14 protein-coding genes, 1 tRNA gene and 1 pseudogene are annotated in these 16,925 nt (G+C 64.7%); 7 read left to right on the plus strand and 9 right to left on the minus strand.

Annotated elements, in window-relative coordinates; translation table 11 throughout:
- The 3 genes and pseudogenes from AC6LKG_RS16935 to AC6LKG_RS16945 all read right to left on the minus strand — a co-directional run.
- Nucleotides 1-222, minus strand: a 222-nt coding sequence (locus AC6LKG_RS16935) for a LysR family transcriptional regulator (protein WP_498166107.1), incomplete at its 3' end; no start/stop codon positions are given.
- A gap of 418 nt (nt 223-640) precedes the next feature.
- On the minus strand, nt 641-1,060 hold the full coding sequence (locus AC6LKG_RS16940; protein ID WP_498166108.1) for a hypothetical protein: 420 nt from the start codon (nt 1,058-1,060) through the stop codon (nt 641-643).
- A pseudogene (locus tag AC6LKG_RS16945) lies at nt 1,057-1,496 on the minus strand (Fur family transcriptional regulator). The gene AC6LKG_RS16940 and the pseudogene AC6LKG_RS16945 overlap by 4 nt, the downstream one beginning before the upstream one ends.
- 106 nt (nt 1,497-1,602) lie before the next feature.
- Between AC6LKG_RS16945 and AC6LKG_RS16950 the strand changes: the two are divergent.
- Both AC6LKG_RS16950 and AC6LKG_RS16955 read left to right on the plus strand, forming a co-directional pair.
- Entirely contained in the window at nt 1,603-2,385 is a 783-nt protein-coding gene (locus AC6LKG_RS16950) for a helix-turn-helix domain-containing protein (protein ID WP_498166110.1), read from the plus strand.
- A 154-nt stretch (nt 2,386-2,539) separates the two neighbouring features.
- Entirely contained in the window at nt 2,540-3,424 is an 885-nt protein-coding gene (locus tag AC6LKG_RS16955) for an alpha/beta hydrolase (RefSeq protein ID WP_498166111.1), read from the plus strand.
- 13 nt (nt 3,425-3,437) lie between these two features.
- Here the strand turns inward: AC6LKG_RS16955 and AC6LKG_RS16960 are convergent, their stop codons facing one another.
- Nucleotides 3,438-3,911, minus strand: coding sequence for a YkgJ family cysteine cluster protein (locus AC6LKG_RS16960; RefSeq protein ID WP_498166113.1), 474 nt, complete (start codon nt 3,909-3,911; stop codon nt 3,438-3,440).
- 215 nt (nt 3,912-4,126) lie between these two features.
- Between AC6LKG_RS16960 and AC6LKG_RS16965 the strand changes: the two genes are divergently transcribed.
- A complete protein-coding gene (locus tag AC6LKG_RS16965; protein ID WP_498166115.1) occupies nt 4,127-4,732 on the plus strand; it encodes a DNA-3-methyladenine glycosylase I in 606 nt (201 codons plus the stop codon).
- A 4-nt stretch (nt 4,733-4,736) separates the two neighbouring features.
- Here the strand turns inward: AC6LKG_RS16965 and AC6LKG_RS16970 are convergent, their stop codons facing one another.
- Nucleotides 4,737-6,647, minus strand: a complete 1,911-nt coding sequence (locus AC6LKG_RS16970) for an LTA synthase family protein (RefSeq protein ID WP_498166117.1) — start codon at nt 6,645-6,647, stop codon at nt 4,737-4,739.
- Nucleotides 6,648-6,945: 298 nt separating this feature from the next.
- Here AC6LKG_RS16970 and AC6LKG_RS16975 point away from each other — a divergent pair, with 298 nt between their 5' ends.
- Nucleotides 6,946-9,018, plus strand: coding sequence for an AsmA family protein (locus tag AC6LKG_RS16975; protein WP_498166119.1), 2,073 nt, complete (start codon nt 6,946-6,948; stop codon nt 9,016-9,018).
- Nucleotides 9,019-9,023: 5 nt separating this feature from the next.
- On the opposite strand, the gene AC6LKG_RS16980 is transcribed toward AC6LKG_RS16975, so the two are convergent.
- Both AC6LKG_RS16980 and AC6LKG_RS16985 read right to left on the minus strand, forming a co-directional pair.
- Nucleotides 9,024-10,619 (minus strand): GGDEF domain-containing protein, encoded by a 1,596-nt coding sequence (locus tag AC6LKG_RS16980; RefSeq protein WP_498166121.1) that lies wholly within the window; start codon nt 10,617-10,619, stop codon nt 9,024-9,026.
- 11 nt (nt 10,620-10,630) lie between these two features.
- A complete protein-coding gene (locus AC6LKG_RS16985; protein ID WP_498166123.1) occupies nt 10,631-11,263 on the minus strand; it encodes a TetR/AcrR family transcriptional regulator in 633 nt (210 codons plus the stop codon).
- 118 nt (nt 11,264-11,381) lie between these two features.
- Here AC6LKG_RS16985 and AC6LKG_RS16990 point away from each other — a divergent pair, with 118 nt between their 5' ends.
- The 3 genes from AC6LKG_RS16990 to AC6LKG_RS17000 all read left to right on the plus strand — a co-directional run bounded on the left by AC6LKG_RS16990 (nt 11,382) and on the right by AC6LKG_RS17000 (nt 13,819).
- Nucleotides 11,382-12,128, plus strand: a complete 747-nt coding sequence (locus AC6LKG_RS16990; RefSeq protein ID WP_498166124.1) for a 3-oxoacyl-ACP reductase family protein — start codon at nt 11,382-11,384, stop codon at nt 12,126-12,128.
- Nucleotides 12,129-12,291: 163 nt separating this feature from the next.
- Nucleotides 12,292-12,367: transfer RNA gene (locus AC6LKG_RS16995), tRNA-Lys, on the plus strand.
- Between the two features lie 249 nt (nt 12,368-12,616).
- Nucleotides 12,617-13,819 (plus strand): tyrosine-type recombinase/integrase, encoded by a 1,203-nt coding sequence (locus AC6LKG_RS17000; RefSeq protein ID WP_498166126.1) that lies wholly within the window; start codon nt 12,617-12,619, stop codon nt 13,817-13,819.
- Between the two features lie 158 nt (nt 13,820-13,977).
- Here AC6LKG_RS17000 and trfA read toward each other — a convergent pair whose 3' ends face one another.
- Together trfA and AC6LKG_RS17010 are read right to left on the minus strand one after the other, a co-directional pair.
- Nucleotides 13,978-14,883, minus strand: a complete 906-nt coding sequence (gene trfA, locus AC6LKG_RS17005; protein ID WP_498166128.1) for a plasmid replication initiator TrfA — start codon at nt 14,881-14,883, stop codon at nt 13,978-13,980.
- Nucleotides 14,884-15,774: 891 nt separating this feature from the next.
- The gene (locus tag AC6LKG_RS17010; protein ID WP_498166129.1) at nt 15,775-16,593 is read right to left on the minus strand and encodes a DUF6988 family protein; all 819 of its coding nucleotides are present in this window, start codon (nt 16,591-16,593) and stop codon (nt 15,775-15,777) included.
- Nucleotides 16,594-16,925: the final 332 nt, after the last annotated feature.

Raw genomic sequence — 16,925 nt, forward strand, 5'->3', positions numbered from 1 at the left:
GCGCGCATGGTCGGCCAGGATGCGGCCGACTTCGGTGACCCGCATGCCCTTGGGGTGGCGTTCGAACAGTTGATTCTGCAGGCGCTGCTCCAGGCCGGCGATCTGCCGGCTGACGGCGGAACTGACGACATTCAGGCGCGCGGCGGCGCCATTGACGGATCCGGTGTCGACGACGGTGAGAAAGTAACGAAGCGCGGTGCTGTCGAATTGGAATCGCTTCATCGGTATGAATGCCGTAAATCGCAGTGTCGGGTCCGGGCGGCGGGCAATCGCGACAGACAGCGCGGGAGGTGGCGGCCGGTTGGTGCGGCCGCGCGCCGTGGCGTCTGGTGGACGCCGCGGCCAACAGTGTCGGACCACGGAAGCGAGCGCGGGTTGCGCCGCGGGCGGGATGGGAGCGCCTTCCGGAGGGCGCCGGCGCGCCGCAATACCGGTCCCGGGAGCCTGCGGGACAGGCGATGGGCCAGACGTGGAATTTAGTCCAGCAACACCTTTTGCCACAATCGCAAATTTCTCAATATTGCATTCTAATTTCGGCAATAACACCGCAGGCCGGGGATTGCGGCCGGGCGGCCTGGCCGCGCCGCAAAAAAAAGCGCGCCCGAAGGCGCGCCTGGAAAGGCCGAAGCGGCGGGCCGTTTCAGTCGACCACGAAGCCGCCTGGGCCGGCCTGGCCCAGCAGTTCTCGCGCGCATTGCACCGCTTCGCCGGGCGTGGCCACCGCCAGGAACGGCATGCCGAAAGCGCGCGCCATCTTCTCGCCGCGCTTGCGGATCTTGTCGAGCGCGGCGCTATCGCGTTCGATCGCGATGAACGCGCGGCAACGGGCCTTCAGGCGCGGCATGTTGCTGGTTTGCCATTCGATCATGGCCTTGCGGTCGTCATGGCTGGCTTCCTGGCGCATGTCCGGCACCACCATGACGAAGGTCTGCGGGTTGTCCACCAGCATTTCCATTTCGCGGATCCAACTGGCGGCGTAGCCGGCCGGCGCGCTGCCGTGGCGGGCGGTGACGATGGGGAACTGGGACAGGTCGTGGAAGAAAAACTGGTTGCGGTTCATTCGAATTCTCCGATGGAAGGGGGGGCGCGTTCTCGCGGCAGCCGCAGCCGCCGTAAAGCACCAGGCTGTAGGACTCCAGCGCGAAGCCGCTGTCCCGGGCGATCTTGCGAATGCGTTGCGCCATGGCGGTGTCGCTGGATTCCTGGATCCGGCCGCAGTGGCGGCATACCAGGTGGTCGTGGTGTCCCTTGTCATTCAGCTCATACACAGTGGAGTGCGAGTCGAGCTGGGTCCGTTTGAGCAGGCCGGCATCCTCGAGTTGCGTGATGACGCGATAGACCGTGGCCAGGCCGATGCGGCTGTGTTCCGAGATGAGGCTGCGGTAGATATCCGCGGCGCTCAGGTGCTGGTCCGAGTGCTGGTGGAAGATGTCGAGGATCTTCAGGCGCGGGAAGGTGGCTTTGATGCCGGCCCCGCGCAAGCGGGTATGGTCCATGATGATTCTCCATGCCGGGGCGATGCCCGAATGATGAGAATGATGTACATTTTCAAGCACGCCCGCTAACGCGAACCCGTCAACCTGTAGCTCAAATCTGCCAACCATGTCCGACCTGGTCGTGGTCCACCACGCCCTCCCCGACGTCCTGCTGACACCCTTCAGCGTCCAGCATCCGCGGACGTCCAAAGGCGTCAGCGTGCCTGACCATGCCCATGACGAGGGCATGCTGGTGCTGGTGCACGCCGGCCTGGTGCTGGTGCAGGTGGGCAACCAGGTCTGGACGGTGCTGCCGGGCAGCCTGGGCTGGATCCCCCCCGGCGTGCAGCATGCGGCCCGCTGGTTCGGCGAGGCGCGCGGTTCGTTACTGTATGTGCGGGCCGACGCCTGCGCGCGCTTGCCGGACCATTGCCGGTCGTGGCCGTCGTCGCGCCTGATCGACGCCTTGGTCGAGCGGTTCACCGCCAGCCCGGCCGGGGAGCTTTCCGAGGCCTACCTGGCGCAGTTGTTCGACGTGCTGCTGGCCGAGCTCGCGCAGCGCGACCACGTCCCGCTGCCGCTGCCGATGCCGCGCGACCCGCGCCTGCAGGATCTGGCCAATTCGCTGTTGGGCCGGCCCGACGATCCATCGGGCATCGACGCCTGGGCGCAGCGCCTGAACATGTCGTCGCGCACCCTGATGCGCCGCTTCCGCCAGGAAACCGGTGTCACGCTGGGGCAGTGGCGCCAGCAGGCGCGGCTGCTGCGGGCGCTGGAAATGCTGTGCCGGGGAGGCTCGGTGACCGAGGCGGCGCTGTCGGTGGGCTACGAAAGCACCAGCGCCTTCATCGGCAGTTTCCGCGCTGCCTTCGGCATGACGCCCACGCGCTACCTGGCCGGCCGCGAGTAGCTATCCGCCACGGCCGCGCCGCCGGCCGCCAGCCTTTACCGATCTTCACGTTTTCCCGACAGATTTGCGGATCTTGCCGCGCGCCCCTTGCCTACCATGGCGCCAGGGTAGGACAGGGCTTGCCGTTCCTCCCGCCACGCATCAAGGGTGTTTCATGAATTGCCAACCATTCCTTTCCACGCCGCCGCGCACCGCCGCGTTGCTGATCCACGGGCTGGGCGGCACCGAATTCGACATGGGCTCGCTGCACCGGGTACTGGCCCGCGCCGGCGTGGACACCCATGGCGTAACGCTGCCGGGCCATGCCGGCCGCCCCGAAGATCTGCTGGACGTGCGGGTCGAGGACTGGATGGCGGTGGTCACCCGCCGCTACCACGAGCTGTGCGCGCAGTACGAAGTCGTGCACGTCATCGGCATGTGCCTGGGCGCGTTGCTGGCGGTGGAACTGTGCAAGCGCGAGTCGCACACCCGCGGCGCCCTGGTGTCGCTGTCGGCGCCGGTGTTCCTGGATGGCTGGAGCACGCCCTGGTACCGGGCCTTGCGCTACCTGCTGTACCACCTGCCGGGTGTGCCGCGCCGCATCCGTGTGGAGGAAGAGGACCCCTACGGCGTCAAGAGCGAGCTGGTGCGGGCCTTCATCAAGGCCGGTTTCGCGCGCGGCGATGGCTTCCATTACCAATGGGTGCCGCTGGCCTGCGTGCGCCAGGTCGACCGGCTGCGCCGCATGGTCAAGCGCGGGCTCGAACACATGCGTTGCCCGGTACTGGTGATGCACGCGGTCGAGGACGAACTGACCAGCCCGCGTTCGGCGCGGTTGCTGGGGGCGCGGATTCCCGGCGCGTCGGTGGTGCTGTTGCGCGACAGCTATCACATGATCTGTGTCGACCATGAGCGCGAGCGCGTCATGCAGAACGTGTTGAGTTTCCTGGGCAAGGACCCGGGCATCGTGCGAGTGCGGCGGCGCGCCGGCCAGGTCGGCGGCTGCCGCGTCGACCAGGCGCCAGCGCGGGCCGAGGGCCTGCTGGTCGCCGCGCGCTAGGCGCGGCGCCGCATCAGGCGGCGGCGGGCTGGTCGGGCTGGTTGGGATGCGAGGGGCCCTGCGGGTCGTTTTCCGCATCCGGCCGCGGTGGCACCGGGGCCAGCCCGAGCGCCAGCCGCAGCCGTTGGCAATCCGGATTGGGCGAACCGTCGGGTTGCCAGATATCGAACTCGCGGCATGGCGTGGGCCGGTTTTCGTAGATGGCGCAATGGATGCCCGGCCGGCCCAGTTGGCCGCGCAGGGCGATGCAGCGGCCGCCCCCCATCTCGGTGCCTTTCATGCAGGCCCGCAGCGGGCTGATCTGGGCGACCAGGTCGAGCGGCACCTGGCCGCCGTTTTCTCCAGCCAGTTCCCCGACATAGAACGACACCCGGAAATGCGAGCAACAGGCGCCGCAGTCCAGGCAGGGATTGGCGGCTGGGTTGTTGTCGCCGGCCAGCAGGGCGGGCGATACCAGGGTCAGGGCGACTGTCTCGAGCTGGGACATGGCGGTGGATCCGAAGGCCTGTCCGGCCCCGGCGTGACGCAAAACGGGCTTGCATGCCGCAAGCCCGCCTGGCCGACCCGGGATGCGCGAGGACAGGGCCGGCGCGGGATCAGGGCTGGTGATAGTAGCTGGATTCGACTTGGGGCCGCTACGTCTTTTTTCGGGGACGTTGCTGCGGTAGCATCTGACTCCCGAACGCCGCCTGGATGCCTGCCATGACTGCCAACACCGACTTTCCCGACGGCCTTGCCCGTTGCCGCTGGGTCGATACGTCCGCCGAGTACATGGCGTACCACGATACCGAATGGGGCCGTCCGCAGGGCGAGGACCGGGCGCTGTTCGAGCAGTTGTGCCTGGAAGGGTTCCAGTCCGGCCTGAGCTGGCGCACCATCCTGAACAAGCGCGAGGCCTTCCGCCGCGGTTTCGCCGGTTTCGACCCGGCCGGGGTGGCGCGCTTTGGCGAACGGCAGGTCGAGGCGCTGCTGGCCGACGCGGGCATCGTGCGCCATCGCGGCAAGATCGAAGCCGTCATCAACAATGCCCGGCGGGCGCTTGAAATGATCGAGCGCGAAGGTTCGCTGGGCGCGTTCTTCTGGCGTTTTGAAGCGCCGCCCGGGGAGCCGTCGACGCGCGGCGCGTCAACCTCGCCGCAATCCGAAGCCCTGTCCAAGGCCCTCAAGAAACTCGGCTGGAAGTTCGTGGGCCCGACCACCGTCTATGCGTTCATGCAGTCGGTGGGCATGGTCAACGACCACCATCCCGATTGCCATTGCCACCGCTCGAGCGAGCAGGCGCGCAAGGCTTTCCGCCGGCCGGGGTAGGGCGTCAGCGCGCCGCGCCGGGCGTCATGGTGGCGGCGCCCGGGATGCAATAGCGGCCTTCGCGATAGGCCCAACTGGGCCACAGCGCGTGGGCCAGCGCTTCGCTGGCCAGTTCCGGATCCAGCGGCACCGGGGCGTAGTCCTGTGGCGCGGTGTAGCGGTACTGCACCGGCGGCTTGTTGGGCGCCAGCACCAGCAGGTCGTTATCCTTCAGGTACCCATAGGTGTTGTCGTACTGCATGATGGCGCGGCCCGGCGTGCTGCGGGTCAGGTCGTGGCCGAGCATCGGGTGTTCGGTGTCCAGGCCGATCAGCGACAGCAGCGTCGGCGCCAGGTCGATCTGGCTGATCAGGCGGTCGTCGCGGCGCGGTTCGATGCCGGCGCCGAGGATCACGGCGGGGATATGGAAGTGGCGCACCGGCACCAGGCTGGCGCCGAACACGCGCGAGTCGTGGTCGGCGGCGATCAGGAACACCGTGTTTTCCCAATAGGGCGCGGCCTTGGCGCGCTCGAAGAAACGGCCCAGGGCCCAGTCGGCGTAGCGCACGGTGTTCTCCACCGTGGCCGGGTTGCCCTCGGTCTGGATGCGTCCCGAGGGGTATTCCCAGGGCGAGTGGTTCGAGACGCTGAAGGCCAGCGTGAAGGTCGGCTGGTCGCCGTCTTCGCGCAGCAGCCGGTCGAGCTGGTTGAACATGTCTTCGTCCGACGCGCCCCAGGTGCCCACGAAAGCCGGGTCGACGAAGTCCTGGCGGTCGACGATCTGCCTGAAGCCGTTGCCCAGGAAGAAGCCCTTCATGTTGTCGAAGTGCGATTCGCCGCCGTAGATGAAGCGCGAGTGATAGCCGTGGCGCCCCAGCAGATCGGCCAGCGAGAAGAAGCCGCGTTGCGAGCGCGGCAGTTTCAGCACCGCCTGGGCCGGCGTCGGCAGGAAGCCGGTCACAACGGCTTCCAGGCCGCGCACCGAGCGCGTGCCGGTGGCATAGGCGCGGGTGAAGGTCCAGGCGTCGCGCGCCAGGGCGTCGAGCTCGGGGGTGAGATCCATGCCGCCCAGGCTGGCGCTGTACTGGGCGCCCAGGCTTTCCTCGAGGATGATGACCAGGTTGAGCGGGCGCGCGGTCTGGCGGCTGGCGGGCTGGCGATGCAGGCTGGGATGGCGCGCGTCGGCCGGCGGGTGGGGCAGGCCGGCCCGCGCCAGCACGCGGCGGTGCATGTCGTCGTCGTCCATGTCGCCATAGACGGCGGAGGCCGACTTCTCGTTTTTCATGCTGTAGACGGCATAGAACACGTTGTACAGCGAGTTCAGGGCCAGGGTGTTGAGCATGCCATCGGAACTGTAGGCGACCGATGAGGGGTTGATCGGGCGGTGGCCGAGCGTGCCGCGGATCGCCAGGATCACCACGGCCAGGATCGCCAGGCTGGCCAGCGGCATTTGCCACCAGGCCAGCGGCGCGTCGGGCACGGCGTGGCCGAACAGCGCATAGGCGCCCCAACCTATCAGGCCGAGGGCGCCGAAGCCGCCCAGCAGCGCGCCCTTGTAGCCGCGCCACAGCATGCCGGACACCTCGCGCGGGTGCTTCAGGTATTCGACGAACAGCCGGTTGGGGCGGGTGTCGTATTCCAGGATGAATGGCGGCGTGGCGACTTCCAGGAACGCCAGCAGGATGAAGGCGACCAGGTACCAGATGCCGGCCGCGGCGGCGGCGAGCGGCAGGTGGCCGAACCAGGGCGACAGTACCGCCGGCAGCGCGGCCAGCACGCCGATCTGGTGGGCGTCGATGCGCAGGCCGCCCAGCAGCAGGGGCGCCAGTCCGCCGGCATCGCGCACGCGGCGCCATTGCCAGGCGGCCAGGGCCAGGCGGCTGAGGGTCAGCAGGGCAAAGGCTGCCACCACGAAGATCAAGCTTGAATGCCGCATCGGGCCTCCTGGTAGTACTGCGGTTGCGCGCGCGGGGCGGCGGCGGGTCGATCGCCCCGCGCATTTGAACAGGGCCGGCGTCAAAAATTCGGTAGGGCTCATGCCTTCCCGGCCGGTGAAACCCCTGGCCGGGCCGGCCCGCTTTGTAACTTTTGCCGACCGGTCTCTCTGTGGCGCGGAAAAATCCGTACACATTATGAGGCCGGCAAGCTTAACCCGCCCGGCGCGGCGCGCTACCCTTGAGGGTAAATAGGGCCGGGGCAGCGGCGCGCCGGCGGCAACGGCAAGGATGATAACGATGACGCGCAGAACAAAAATCGTGGGCGGGATCGTGGGTGGGCTGGTCCTCCTGATGGCGGTAGCGGTAGTGGCGATCGCCACGTTCGACTGGAATCGCGCCAGGCCGATGATCAATGAGCGCGTCAGCGCGGCCATCGGACGGCCCTTCGCCATCAACGGCGACCTGAGCGTCGTGTGGTCGCGGGAACCGGACGAGGGCGGATGGCGCGCCTGGGTGCCGTGGCCGCACATCGTGGCCAACGATATCAGCATTGGCAACACCGAGTGGGCCAGGGCGCCGCAATTCGCGACCCTCAAGCGCGGCGAGTTCAGCCTGGCGCCGCTGCCGCTGCTGCGTCAGCGGGTGGTGATCCGGCGGATCCAGTTGACGGAGCCGGCCGCCGACCTGGAGCGCCTGGCCGATGGCCGCGCCAATTGGGTCTTCACCTTGCCCGACAGCGGCGAGCCGTCGCCCTGGGTGCTGGATATCAATGAAATCGGCTTCGACAAAGGCCGCATCGGCCTGAGCGATGCGATCCTGCAGGCCGATCTGACCGTGCTGGTCGATCCGCTGGGCAAGCCGGTGCCGTTCGCCGACGTGGCGGGCGCGGCTTTCGTGCCGGAGGATGCGGCCGCCGCGTCGCCACGCGATTATGTCTTCGGATGGAAGGTGGACGGCAAGTACAAGGGCCTGCCCGCCAAAGGCGAGGGCAAGGTTGGCGGCATGCTGGCCTTGCAGGACGCCAGGCAGCCTTTTCCGGTGCAGGCCGATGTGACGATCGGCGGCACCAAGGCGGCCGTGGCCGGCACCCTGACCGACCCGGTCAACCTGGGCGCGCTGGACCTGCGCCTGAAGCTGTCGGGCGGGTCGATGGCGCAACTGTATCCGCTGACCGGCGTGACCCTGCCCGACACGCCGCCGTACGCCACCGACGGCCATCTGGTGGCCAGGCTGCGCAACGCCGGCGGCGCGGTGTTCGACTATCGCGATTTCAATGGCCGCGTGGGCAATAGCGACCTGCACGGTGACGTGTCGTTTTCTTTGGCCGCGCCGCGGCCCAAGCTGACCGGCAAGCTGTCTTCCAAGCAGTTGCGCATGGCCGACCTGGGGCCGCTGATCGGGGTGCAGTCCGGCAAGCCGGCGCCGGCCTCGGACAAGCCCAAGGACGCGCCGGCCAAGCCACCGGGCGGCAAGGTGTTGCCGACGCAGGCGTTCCGCACCGACCGCTGGCGCGACATGGATGCCGATGTGGCGCTGGAGGCCGGCCGCATCGTGCATGACGCCAAGCTGCCGTTGTCCGATCTGTCGGTGCATCTGGTGCTGCAGGATGGCCAGTTGACGCTCGATCCGCTGCGCTTCGGCATGGCCGGCGGCAGCATGGCCGCGACCGTGCGGCTCGACGGCGCCAATGCGGCGCTGACCGGGCGTGTCGAGATGCACGCGCGGCGCTTGCGCCTGAAGCAACTGTTCCCGGCCACCGAGGCGATGCAGAAGACCCTGGGCGAGCTGAATGGCGACCTGGCGCTGTCCGGCACGGGCAATTCGGTGGCCGCGCTGCTCGGGTCGGCCAGCGGCGATGTGAAGATGCTGGTCAACGATGGCGTGATCAGCCGCAGCCTGATGGAGATCGCCGGCCTGAACGTGGGCAACTACGTCGTCTCCAAGCTGTTCGGCGATGACGAGGTCAAGATCAATTGCGGCGCCGCGGACCTGGAAATGAAGCGCGGCCTGATGACGCCGCGCGTGTTCGTGTTCGACACCGAGAATGCGCTGATCAACATCACCGGCAGCGCCGACTTCAAGAACGAGAAGCTGGATCTGGATATCACGCCGGATAGCAAGGGGTTTCGCATCTTCTCGCTGCGCTCGCCGCTGTATGTGCGCGGCACCTTCGGCAAGCCGGACGTGGGCGTGCACGTGGGGCCGCTGGCGGCGCGCGGCGCGGGCATGGTGGCGCTGGGGGTGATTCTGACGCCGGCGGCGGGCCTGCTGGCGCTGATCGCACCGAGCACCAGCGACGATAATTCCTGCGGCACGCTGCTCAAGCAGATGCGCTCGCCGCCCAAGGCGCCGGCGCCCAAGGGCAAGTAGGGCCGTCAGCGCGGCAGCGCCATGCGCGCGCCGTCGTCGGCCTGGTCGTCGGCGACACAGACCATGTTGCGGCCGTGGTTCTTGGCGTAGTAGAGCGCGCGGTCGGCTCGCTGGATGACCTCGTCCAGCGTGGCGCCGTGGGTCGGATAACAGGCGACGCCGGCCGACAGGGTGATGGGCGCCGGCAGGCCGGCTTCCGTACCCAGGCGCGCCAGCCTGCGGCGCAGGCGCTCGGCCGAGGCCACCGCCGCCGCCTGGGGGGCGCCAGGCATCAGTACGATGAATTCCTCGCCGCCGCTGCGGGCCACCGTGTCGCCCTGGCGCGAGCCTTCGGTCAGCAGCGTCGCCAGCGCCCGCAAGGCCTGATCGCCGGCGGCATGGCCATGGCGGTCATTGACCGCCTTGAAGTGGTCGATGTCCAGCGCCACGATGGCGAGCGGTGTCTCCGCCGCCTGCAACAGCGCCATGGCTTCGTTCAGGCCGCGGCGGTTCAGCAGGCCGGTGAGCGTGTCGGTGGTGGACGCGCGGCGCAGGTCCCGTATCTTGTGCTGGATCGATGTCAGCCCCATCAGCAGCGCGCGCTTGAGCTGGGTGGCCTCGAAGTACCACGAGCGCACCTTGCGGATGCGTTCGGCCGAGTCAGGGTCCTGCATGTGCCTGGCGATGTCGGCCAGTTCGCCGAGCGGCCGCGCGATCCAGCGCGACAGCAGCCAGAGCAGCGCAATCGAGAGCAGCAGCAGCGGCAGCGTATTGCGGGCGGTGGCCATCAGCAGGTCGTTGAGCGGCAGCAGGGTGCTGGCCACCGGCCGTTGCGCGATGATGGTCCAGCCGGCGCTGGGCACCGGTGCATAGCCGGCCAGGATGTCGGCGCCTGTGGAATCGGTGAAGCGCAATTCGCCGGTCTCGCCGCGTAGCGCGGCCCGCAGCGCGTCCTTGTCGGCGCTCGCATGGCCGAGGCGGCTGCGGTCGGGGTGATAGATCAGGGTGCCGTCGCGCGACAGCACGTAGAGCAGGGAGTCGTCACGGTTGAAGTGCTGCCCGAGCAGACGGTCGAGCACATTGTCTTCATGCAGATACAGCGTGCCGGCGATATAGCCGAGATAGCGATAGTCGCGCGAGAAGATGGGGTGGGTGTACAGGATGAGCCAGCGGCCGTTGCTGGCCCGGAACGGTTCGCTGATGACCGGACGGTGGCTGCTCAGCGAGAGCCGGGCGGCATCGCTGGTCATCTGCTGGCCGAGCAGTTGCGGATACGAGGTCGATACCGCCAGCACTTTGCCCTGCGGCGAGACGACAAAGCTGGAGTTGAAGTGGCCGAGCTGTTCCTCCTGGCGGCGTGCCTCCGACCTCATCAGTCCGGGCTGGGTTTCCATGTCGGCCAGCACGTCGGCGCTGTAGGCCAGGTGACGCCGCAGATCGCCCAGGAAGTATTCGGTGGTGGCGGCCAGCTTGGCGGCATAGACGCGATTGCTTTCCAGCGCGTTGTGCAGCAGCAGGTCGCGTTGCACCAGATAGCTGGCGTGCAGCCCCGCCGCCAGCACCAGGAAGATCGACAGCAGGCTGATCCAGAGGATCAGGCGCCGGAGGTCGATGCGGAACATGACTTGCCCCGTCAGGCACTGGCGCGGCCGGGCGGAGGGGCTTCGCCGGTGAGCGCGTCCCAGGCGCGCATCGCCTGGCGCGCCACGGCTTGCAGGGTCTTGCGGCTGGCGCCGTCGCGCGCCTGGATCGACATGCCGTGCAGGATGGTGGTGTAGAAGGCCGCCAGCCCTTTCAGGTCGGCGCCGGGGGGAAGTTCACCCGAGGCCGCGGCGGCGGTCAGGCGCGCCAGGATGCGGCTTTGCATTTCGCGGCGGTTGTCGCCGAGGAACATGCCGACGCCGTCGTGGCTGTCGGCGCCCGATGGCGCGCCCAGCACGATCAGGCAGCCGGGCGGGGCCCCGGGGGCGGTGAAGCGCTCGGCCGCCGCCAGCAGCATGCCGCACACGCCGTCGCGAGCGGTGGCGCCGGCGGCCAACGCCTGCCGCGAGGCGGCGCCATCGGTGTCGCGGTAGAGCTGCACCGCTTCGCGGAATAGTCCCTCTTTCGAGCCGAATGCGCCGTACAAGCTGGGCGAGTTGATACCCATCGCGGCCGTCAGATCGGTTAGCGATGCTCCTTCATATCCCTTCGACCAGAAGACTTCCATGGCCTTGCGCAAGGCCTGGGCTCGGTCGAAGTTCCGGGGGCGCCCACGTTCTGCCATAAGGCCTGGATTTTACTCGTGGGATATATTTTGTGTTGATCGATAAAAAAATGGTTGACGTCCGCCGGCCAGCATCGGAATATATTTGTACTAATCACTACAAATTTAGGATCGACCCATGCAGAATCTGTACGGAAAAGTCGCTTTCGTGACCGGCGGCAGCCGCGGTATCGGCGCCGCCATCGTGCGGCGCCTGGCGGCGGACGGCGCCGACGTCGCTTTCACCTATGTCAGCGAGGCGTCGCGCGACACGGCCTTGGCGCTGGCGCGCGAGGTCGAGGGCGGCGGCCGCCGCGCGCGCGCCATCCAGGCCGATTCGGCCGACGCGGCGCAAGTGCGCCAGGCGGTGGAGCAGGCCATCGCCGAGTTGGGGCCGGTGGATGTGCTGGTGAACAATGCCGGCATCTTCCTGGCCGGTCCGCTGGACGCGGTGACGCCGGATGACTACGAACGCACCATGAACATCAACGTGCGTGCGCCTTTCGTCGCCATCCAGACGGCGCAGGCCACGATGCCGCGCGGCGGCCGCATCATCAACATCGGCAGTTGCCTGGCCGAGCGCGCGGGCCGCGCCGGCGTGACGCTGTACGCGGCCAGCAAGTCCGCGCTGCTGGGTATGACCCGCGGCCTGGCGCGCGACCTGGGCGAGCGCGGCATCACGGCCAACGTGGTGCACCCGGGACCGATCGATACCGACATGAACCCGGCCAATGGCGAACGCGCCGGTGAGTTGGTGGCGGTGCTGTCCTTGCCGCACTACGGCGAAGCGCGCGACATCGCCGGCATGGTGGCCTTCCTGGCCGGGCCGGATGGCCGCTACGTGACGGGCGCGAGCCTGGCGGTGGATGGCGGCTACGCGGCGTGACCCTCGGGGTAGGTGACTTTTTTTGGGGGCGATGGAACACTGACTTGCACATTTAAAAAAAGCTCTCTATAATCTCGCTTCTTCGCTGATCAAACGCAACGAAACGCATCGAAGCCCAGGCGAGAGCCAGGTTGAAAATGCCCGAGTCGTGAATGAACATGCAGGGCTGTTAGCTCAGTTGGTAGAGCAGCGGACTCTTAATCCGTAGGTCGAGTGTTCGAGCCACTCACAGCCCACCAGAATTCTCTAGTAGTATCAAGCGCTTAGCCCACCGGAAACGGTGGGCTTTTTGCTTTCTGGGAATTTTGACCGCACTTCTAACGCACTCCGGTGTTTTGGCGGACTCTGGCAGCGAACTTCGAGCGCTGTTACAGAAAAAATTTCTGCCTCCATTTGCTGGTAGTTTTCGGCGAAACGGAGCCCCGCGAAGCAAGGGCCCTTCCGCGTTGGCGCTTATACCTCAATCCTCAAATTGTGAGATAAGCAGCATGGCTAACATTCAGAAGCGCGGTGAGTACCAGTATCAGGCAGACATTCGTCGTAAAGGCTTCCCGCGGCAAACCCAGACGTTCTTGACCAAAGACGACGCCGAACGGTGGGTGCGAAAGCACGAAGGGCAAATGGACGAGGGGAAATTCAGAGACCTGCGCCCAGTCGCGAAACTGACCCTCGGCGATGCTTTGGACCGCTACATGGACGAAGTCGTCCCGACCAAGGCCGTAGGTGGGCAGCGCAACGAGCGCAATCGAATTCGACTTCTGAAGAAGCTTCCGCTGGCCAAGCGTGAGCTGAGCACTCTTCAGTCCTCTGACTTTGCCAAGTACCGCAATGAGCGAACCGCACAAGTAGGCAGTGCCAACACGGTGCGGCTCGAGCTGGCGTTGCTCTCGCACCTGTACACGATTGGCAAGAAGGAGTGGAACTGGCCACTCGACAATCCCTTGAAGGATGTGAGGCGGCCATCGGCGCCCGAGGGTCGTGAGCGTCGGCTTCGTGGGGATGAAGAGGCCCGGCTCCTCTCGGGAGTCAGCGATAAGCGCGTTCGGCAATCCGTCTGGCTGGAAGCATGCATTCGACTTTCGCTGGCCACGGGTTTGCGTGCCGGTGAGCTCCTGACTCTCGAGTGGTCACAGGTTGATCTGAAAGGCGGTGTCTTGAACCTGACAAAGGCCCGCAATGGCAGCAAGCGGTCAGTGGGCTTGAATCTCGAGGCAGTACGCGTCCTTCAGAGCCTTCCTCGTTCGACCGAGAAGGTCATCAAGGGCTATCACGAGACCGGCAAGCTGGATTGCGATTTCAAGGCAGCCTGCGTTGCTGCTGGTTTGCTTGATTTGCACTTTCACGATCTTCGTCACGAAGCGGCGACTCGCTTGGCTCCGCACATGATGCCGCAGGAGCTGGCCAAGATCATGGGCTGGAAGACCTTGCAGATGGCCATGCGCTATTACAACCCTTCGCCTAGCGAATTGGCCGCAAGGGTGAGGGCTGTGGAGGCTGCGCGCAGTGGAGGGAGTACCGAGCCAGAAGCCTCGTCGGGCAAACATGTCATCGTCGTCGCTCCTTCCTCCGATTCCTACGACGGTTCGTCCGAAATGCTCGACCATGGTGCCGTCGCGACATGCGGCAACGTAATCCGGGTCGAGTTTGCTCGACGGGGCACGGTCTCAACGCGGACAGCGCAAGCCGCCTGATCGACTTTTTGGCGATGATCAAAGCCCAAGCTAGACCAGCTTGGGCTTTGATCTCGGAATTGAAAGCTGTCTACCGCGCAAGTAGCGAGCTCGCCTTCGATTAGTTGACAGCGTTATCGGCCCGCGGGTCGGGGCAACACAGCCGACGCGCTAACGAATCAGATTTCTTCGTCGAGAGGGCTTTGCCGGTCTCGTTTCGAAACGAAGGCCGGCCTTTGAACGTGGATCATCGTGCCCTTAGATAGATCAAACCTGCACTTCCAACCAGTGGCATCTGTCAAAGCTTCCAACGCGAGTTTCAGCTTTTGCGCCCAGGCAGCAGCTCTCATGTTTTCGCACCCCGAAAGCCGTTGCAGTGTGGCTGAGGCGAGCGGTAGCGGATTTCTATGTGTCGAGTAGAAGGTGTGTAGCCAAAGCCCCAGCGCTGAATCTCTCAGCTTGCGTCGTTGATCCAAATTGACGAGCGTATAACCTGCTGTGTACGCAGAGAGCAGGTTGGTATCAACGCTCAAAACGATGCGTGTTGATGGCCCATTGACGACTTCATCAAGGTTGATCAGGTTGCTCTCCCATTTGAATCCGCTGTCGTGCACGACGCTCACACGCGCAGCGGCCAGGCCTTGCAAACTCGTCCGCAGGGCCTGACGGTTCTTTCTGTCGCAGGTCTTATCCAGCCGCTTCAGCAGGCCGTTGGCAGAAGCGTCAATGGGAATGCGAGGTGCATTTGGTTGGTGGGTGGCCAGGAAGGCAATTCTGAGCAGCTCCATCCACAGGGTCGCTTCAGCTTGGGTTAACTGCATGCCATCTTGCTGAAAGATTTGGTAGCCGCGGACCGATTGCAGGAGTGAGTTCTCAGTGAACGCTCGCCGATTCTTCAAATTCGCAGGCTGGCCTGCAAATATCGCTGAACGAGCCAGAACGTTTGGGATCGCCGCCCGAACATTTCCTGGCCTCACGTTTGGAGTTAACCAAATATCCTGCGTCCGGGGTTGATTGGGTCGATTACTCATGACTCGCGCACTAAGAGTTTTATTGAGTATGTATAGCTTCGCAAGGGGGGCCATGCCGCTTGCCTGATCTACGGAAATCCGGGTTTTTTTGACTGGGAGTAGCAATAGAGATGCCGCCGGGGGGATCGGATTGGTTCAGACGCGGGTCAGCATGCCTACGAGCAGAGATAAGGGGCGGAGGGGGGGCAGAATGCCTAAGCTGGGGGGCCAGATTGCGTCCGGCGAGCGGGGCTGTTCGATCTACTCGGAAAATCTCCTTGTGATTCATGCCTGTTTTCGAGAGTCAGCCACCGTCCTCGTTACTCCTAACTAAAAGAGTTCTTTAACTAAAAGATCCATCTCCCCTGGATGGACGATTTGCGTCATGCAGGCGCTGTCCTGTGGTGAAAGGTACCTTGCTAGGTTTCGAGATGGGATGCTCGAACTTCTGGTTAGCCGTGTGAAAAAACTGGCTGACCAGATGGGTGAGGTGGTAGCGCAGACAATTGAGATTGGGCGTCGCTGACTTTGCGGCTCAGCGCGTGTTTGATAAACTGGCCTATCGCTGAATTCGACGATAAGTCCGGCCGGGGTGACATTACGGGCGAGGCTTGGGAGCAGAACTGGAGTCACTCAGCATCGCTGTCCAGTTGAGCGGGGTGCCTCAAAGTGAGGCGCAATTTGCAGATCGCATTTTGCGGGCGCCGTTCCGATGACTTTCCTTGGGCCCATGCAATGCGTGGGCTTTGCTTTTGGATTCCATGTCTCCAGCACCTGTGCAGTCACGCGATCCGTTTCGGCACTCAAACGGGGCTCCGAGTAACGCAGCCATTCCCCGATGCCGCTTCGGCGCAGATGTCTTGGCCGTTTCACTGCCTGGTCGATCTGGGAGAAAGCTGAACATTCGAGGAGCTACTCCAACGGACCTGTTGAGCTCGGTCACCCAGTTTGAATTTGAAGCCGCCGTCACGCTTGGCCGATGATAGGCAACACGTCCGAAAACGAGTGTTGCATGTGCTGGATGGGCTCCATTTTTTCTGGCATCCCGGTGAGGATGGATTGGAGTTGTGTGCACAAGGCCGTTAGGGCATTGGAGTTGCGGATGATGTCGTAGATGAGCTGCTCTGGGTAGCCCGACAGCGTTCTTGCCAGCGCATGAATTCCTCCGTGCGTGTAGCTGTTCATCGCTTTCCAGCTCACATCTTTGAATTCACGCAACTGGGCAACGATGGGTGCAGGTGCGTTTGGAGCAGTTTCCAAGGCTTTAAGCATGTCAGCAAGCCCGACCCCTTCATTGGCTTGCTTGGCGCTTTCCGCCGTTAGCGGTTCCGAGAACTTGGCTATCCAGTTGTCATTTGCGGCATAGAGCAACCAGATGCCGCGGACGAGGCACTCAAACTGGGGCCTGAGTAGTGCAATGCCAGAAGCAAACCGTCCTTGTTCGAACAACATCGTGGCACTGCGTGCATGCTCTAGGGACAGGAGGCCGGACTGGAAGGCAACAACGAAGCGCCCACCAGGAGCAGGCGTGAGTAATTCGACATGGCGCAGGACGACCTCATAAAACAATGCCGTGCGCGATAGTAGTGTCTGAATTCGTTCCGTAGCCATGGACATTGAGCGGGTAGCGGGTGAATGCAAATCTATCTTATCGGTTTCATGGGTAACGTGTAGCCACGCGCTAAAGGAGCGACGGTGACACATGATGGTTCGTTGGTGACCGCCGTAGGCATCGATATTGGTGCCGCACGAAAGGGCCGCCACCCCTTCATCCTGCGTGGACAAGAAGTGTGGTGTTGCACCCATACTGGTGACCCGGTCTTGTTGGCACAACGTAGCACGGAGTTTGAGGTTCGCCCTGTGGGTATCGACCTTGCCCGTAGATGGAGCCGTCTCGAGAGGGAGAGTCGCAGAGCGGGCTCTGGCCAGTGCAGCGGATATTCTCTTTCTGGCCCCCAGCAACAATGGGCGCTGAGTCTAGTCAGTTTTGCTTCTATGACTGCGTGCGCAATGGTGGGCGCCTGTACCTGACCCAGACGCTGGCGATTTCACATCTCTATCTATCAAAATCAGATCCCACAACAACGTTTTTACGGGGGATTACCAATCCAACGCTT

The sequence above is a fragment of the Achromobacter sp. 46006 genome, assembly GCF_059761975.1.

Coding starts and splice junctions, on each gene's coding strand:
- AC6LKG_RS16940 (WP_498166108.1), bottom strand. CDS start 1,060: ATGAACCGCAACCAGTTTTTCTTCCACGACCTGTCCCAGTTCCCCATC.
- AC6LKG_RS16950 (WP_498166110.1), top strand. CDS start 1,603: ATGTCCGACCTGGTCGTGGTCCACCACGCCCTCCCCGACGTCCTGCTG.
- AC6LKG_RS16955 (WP_498166111.1), top strand. CDS start 2,540: ATGAATTGCCAACCATTCCTTTCCACGCCGCCGCGCACCGCCGCGTTG.
- AC6LKG_RS16960 (WP_498166113.1), bottom strand. CDS start 3,911: ATGTCCCAGCTCGAGACAGTCGCCCTGACCCTGGTATCGCCCGCCCTG.
- AC6LKG_RS16965 (WP_498166115.1), top strand. CDS start 4,127: ATGACTGCCAACACCGACTTTCCCGACGGCCTTGCCCGTTGCCGCTGG.
- AC6LKG_RS16970 (WP_498166117.1), bottom strand. CDS start 6,647: ATGCGGCATTCAAGCTTGATCTTCGTGGTGGCAGCCTTTGCCCTGCTG.
- AC6LKG_RS16975 (WP_498166119.1), top strand. CDS start 6,946: ATGACGCGCAGAACAAAAATCGTGGGCGGGATCGTGGGTGGGCTGGTC.
- AC6LKG_RS16980 (WP_498166121.1), bottom strand. CDS start 10,619: ATGTTCCGCATCGACCTCCGGCGCCTGATCCTCTGGATCAGCCTGCTG.
- AC6LKG_RS16985 (WP_498166123.1), bottom strand. CDS start 11,263: ATGGCAGAACGTGGGCGCCCCCGGAACTTCGACCGAGCCCAGGCCTTG.
- AC6LKG_RS16990 (WP_498166124.1), top strand. CDS start 11,382: ATGCAGAATCTGTACGGAAAAGTCGCTTTCGTGACCGGCGGCAGCCGC.
- AC6LKG_RS17000 (WP_498166126.1), top strand. CDS start 12,617: ATGGCTAACATTCAGAAGCGCGGTGAGTACCAGTATCAGGCAGACATT.
- trfA (WP_498166128.1), bottom strand. CDS start 14,883: ATGGCCCCCCTTGCGAAGCTATACATACTCAATAAAACTCTTAGTGCG.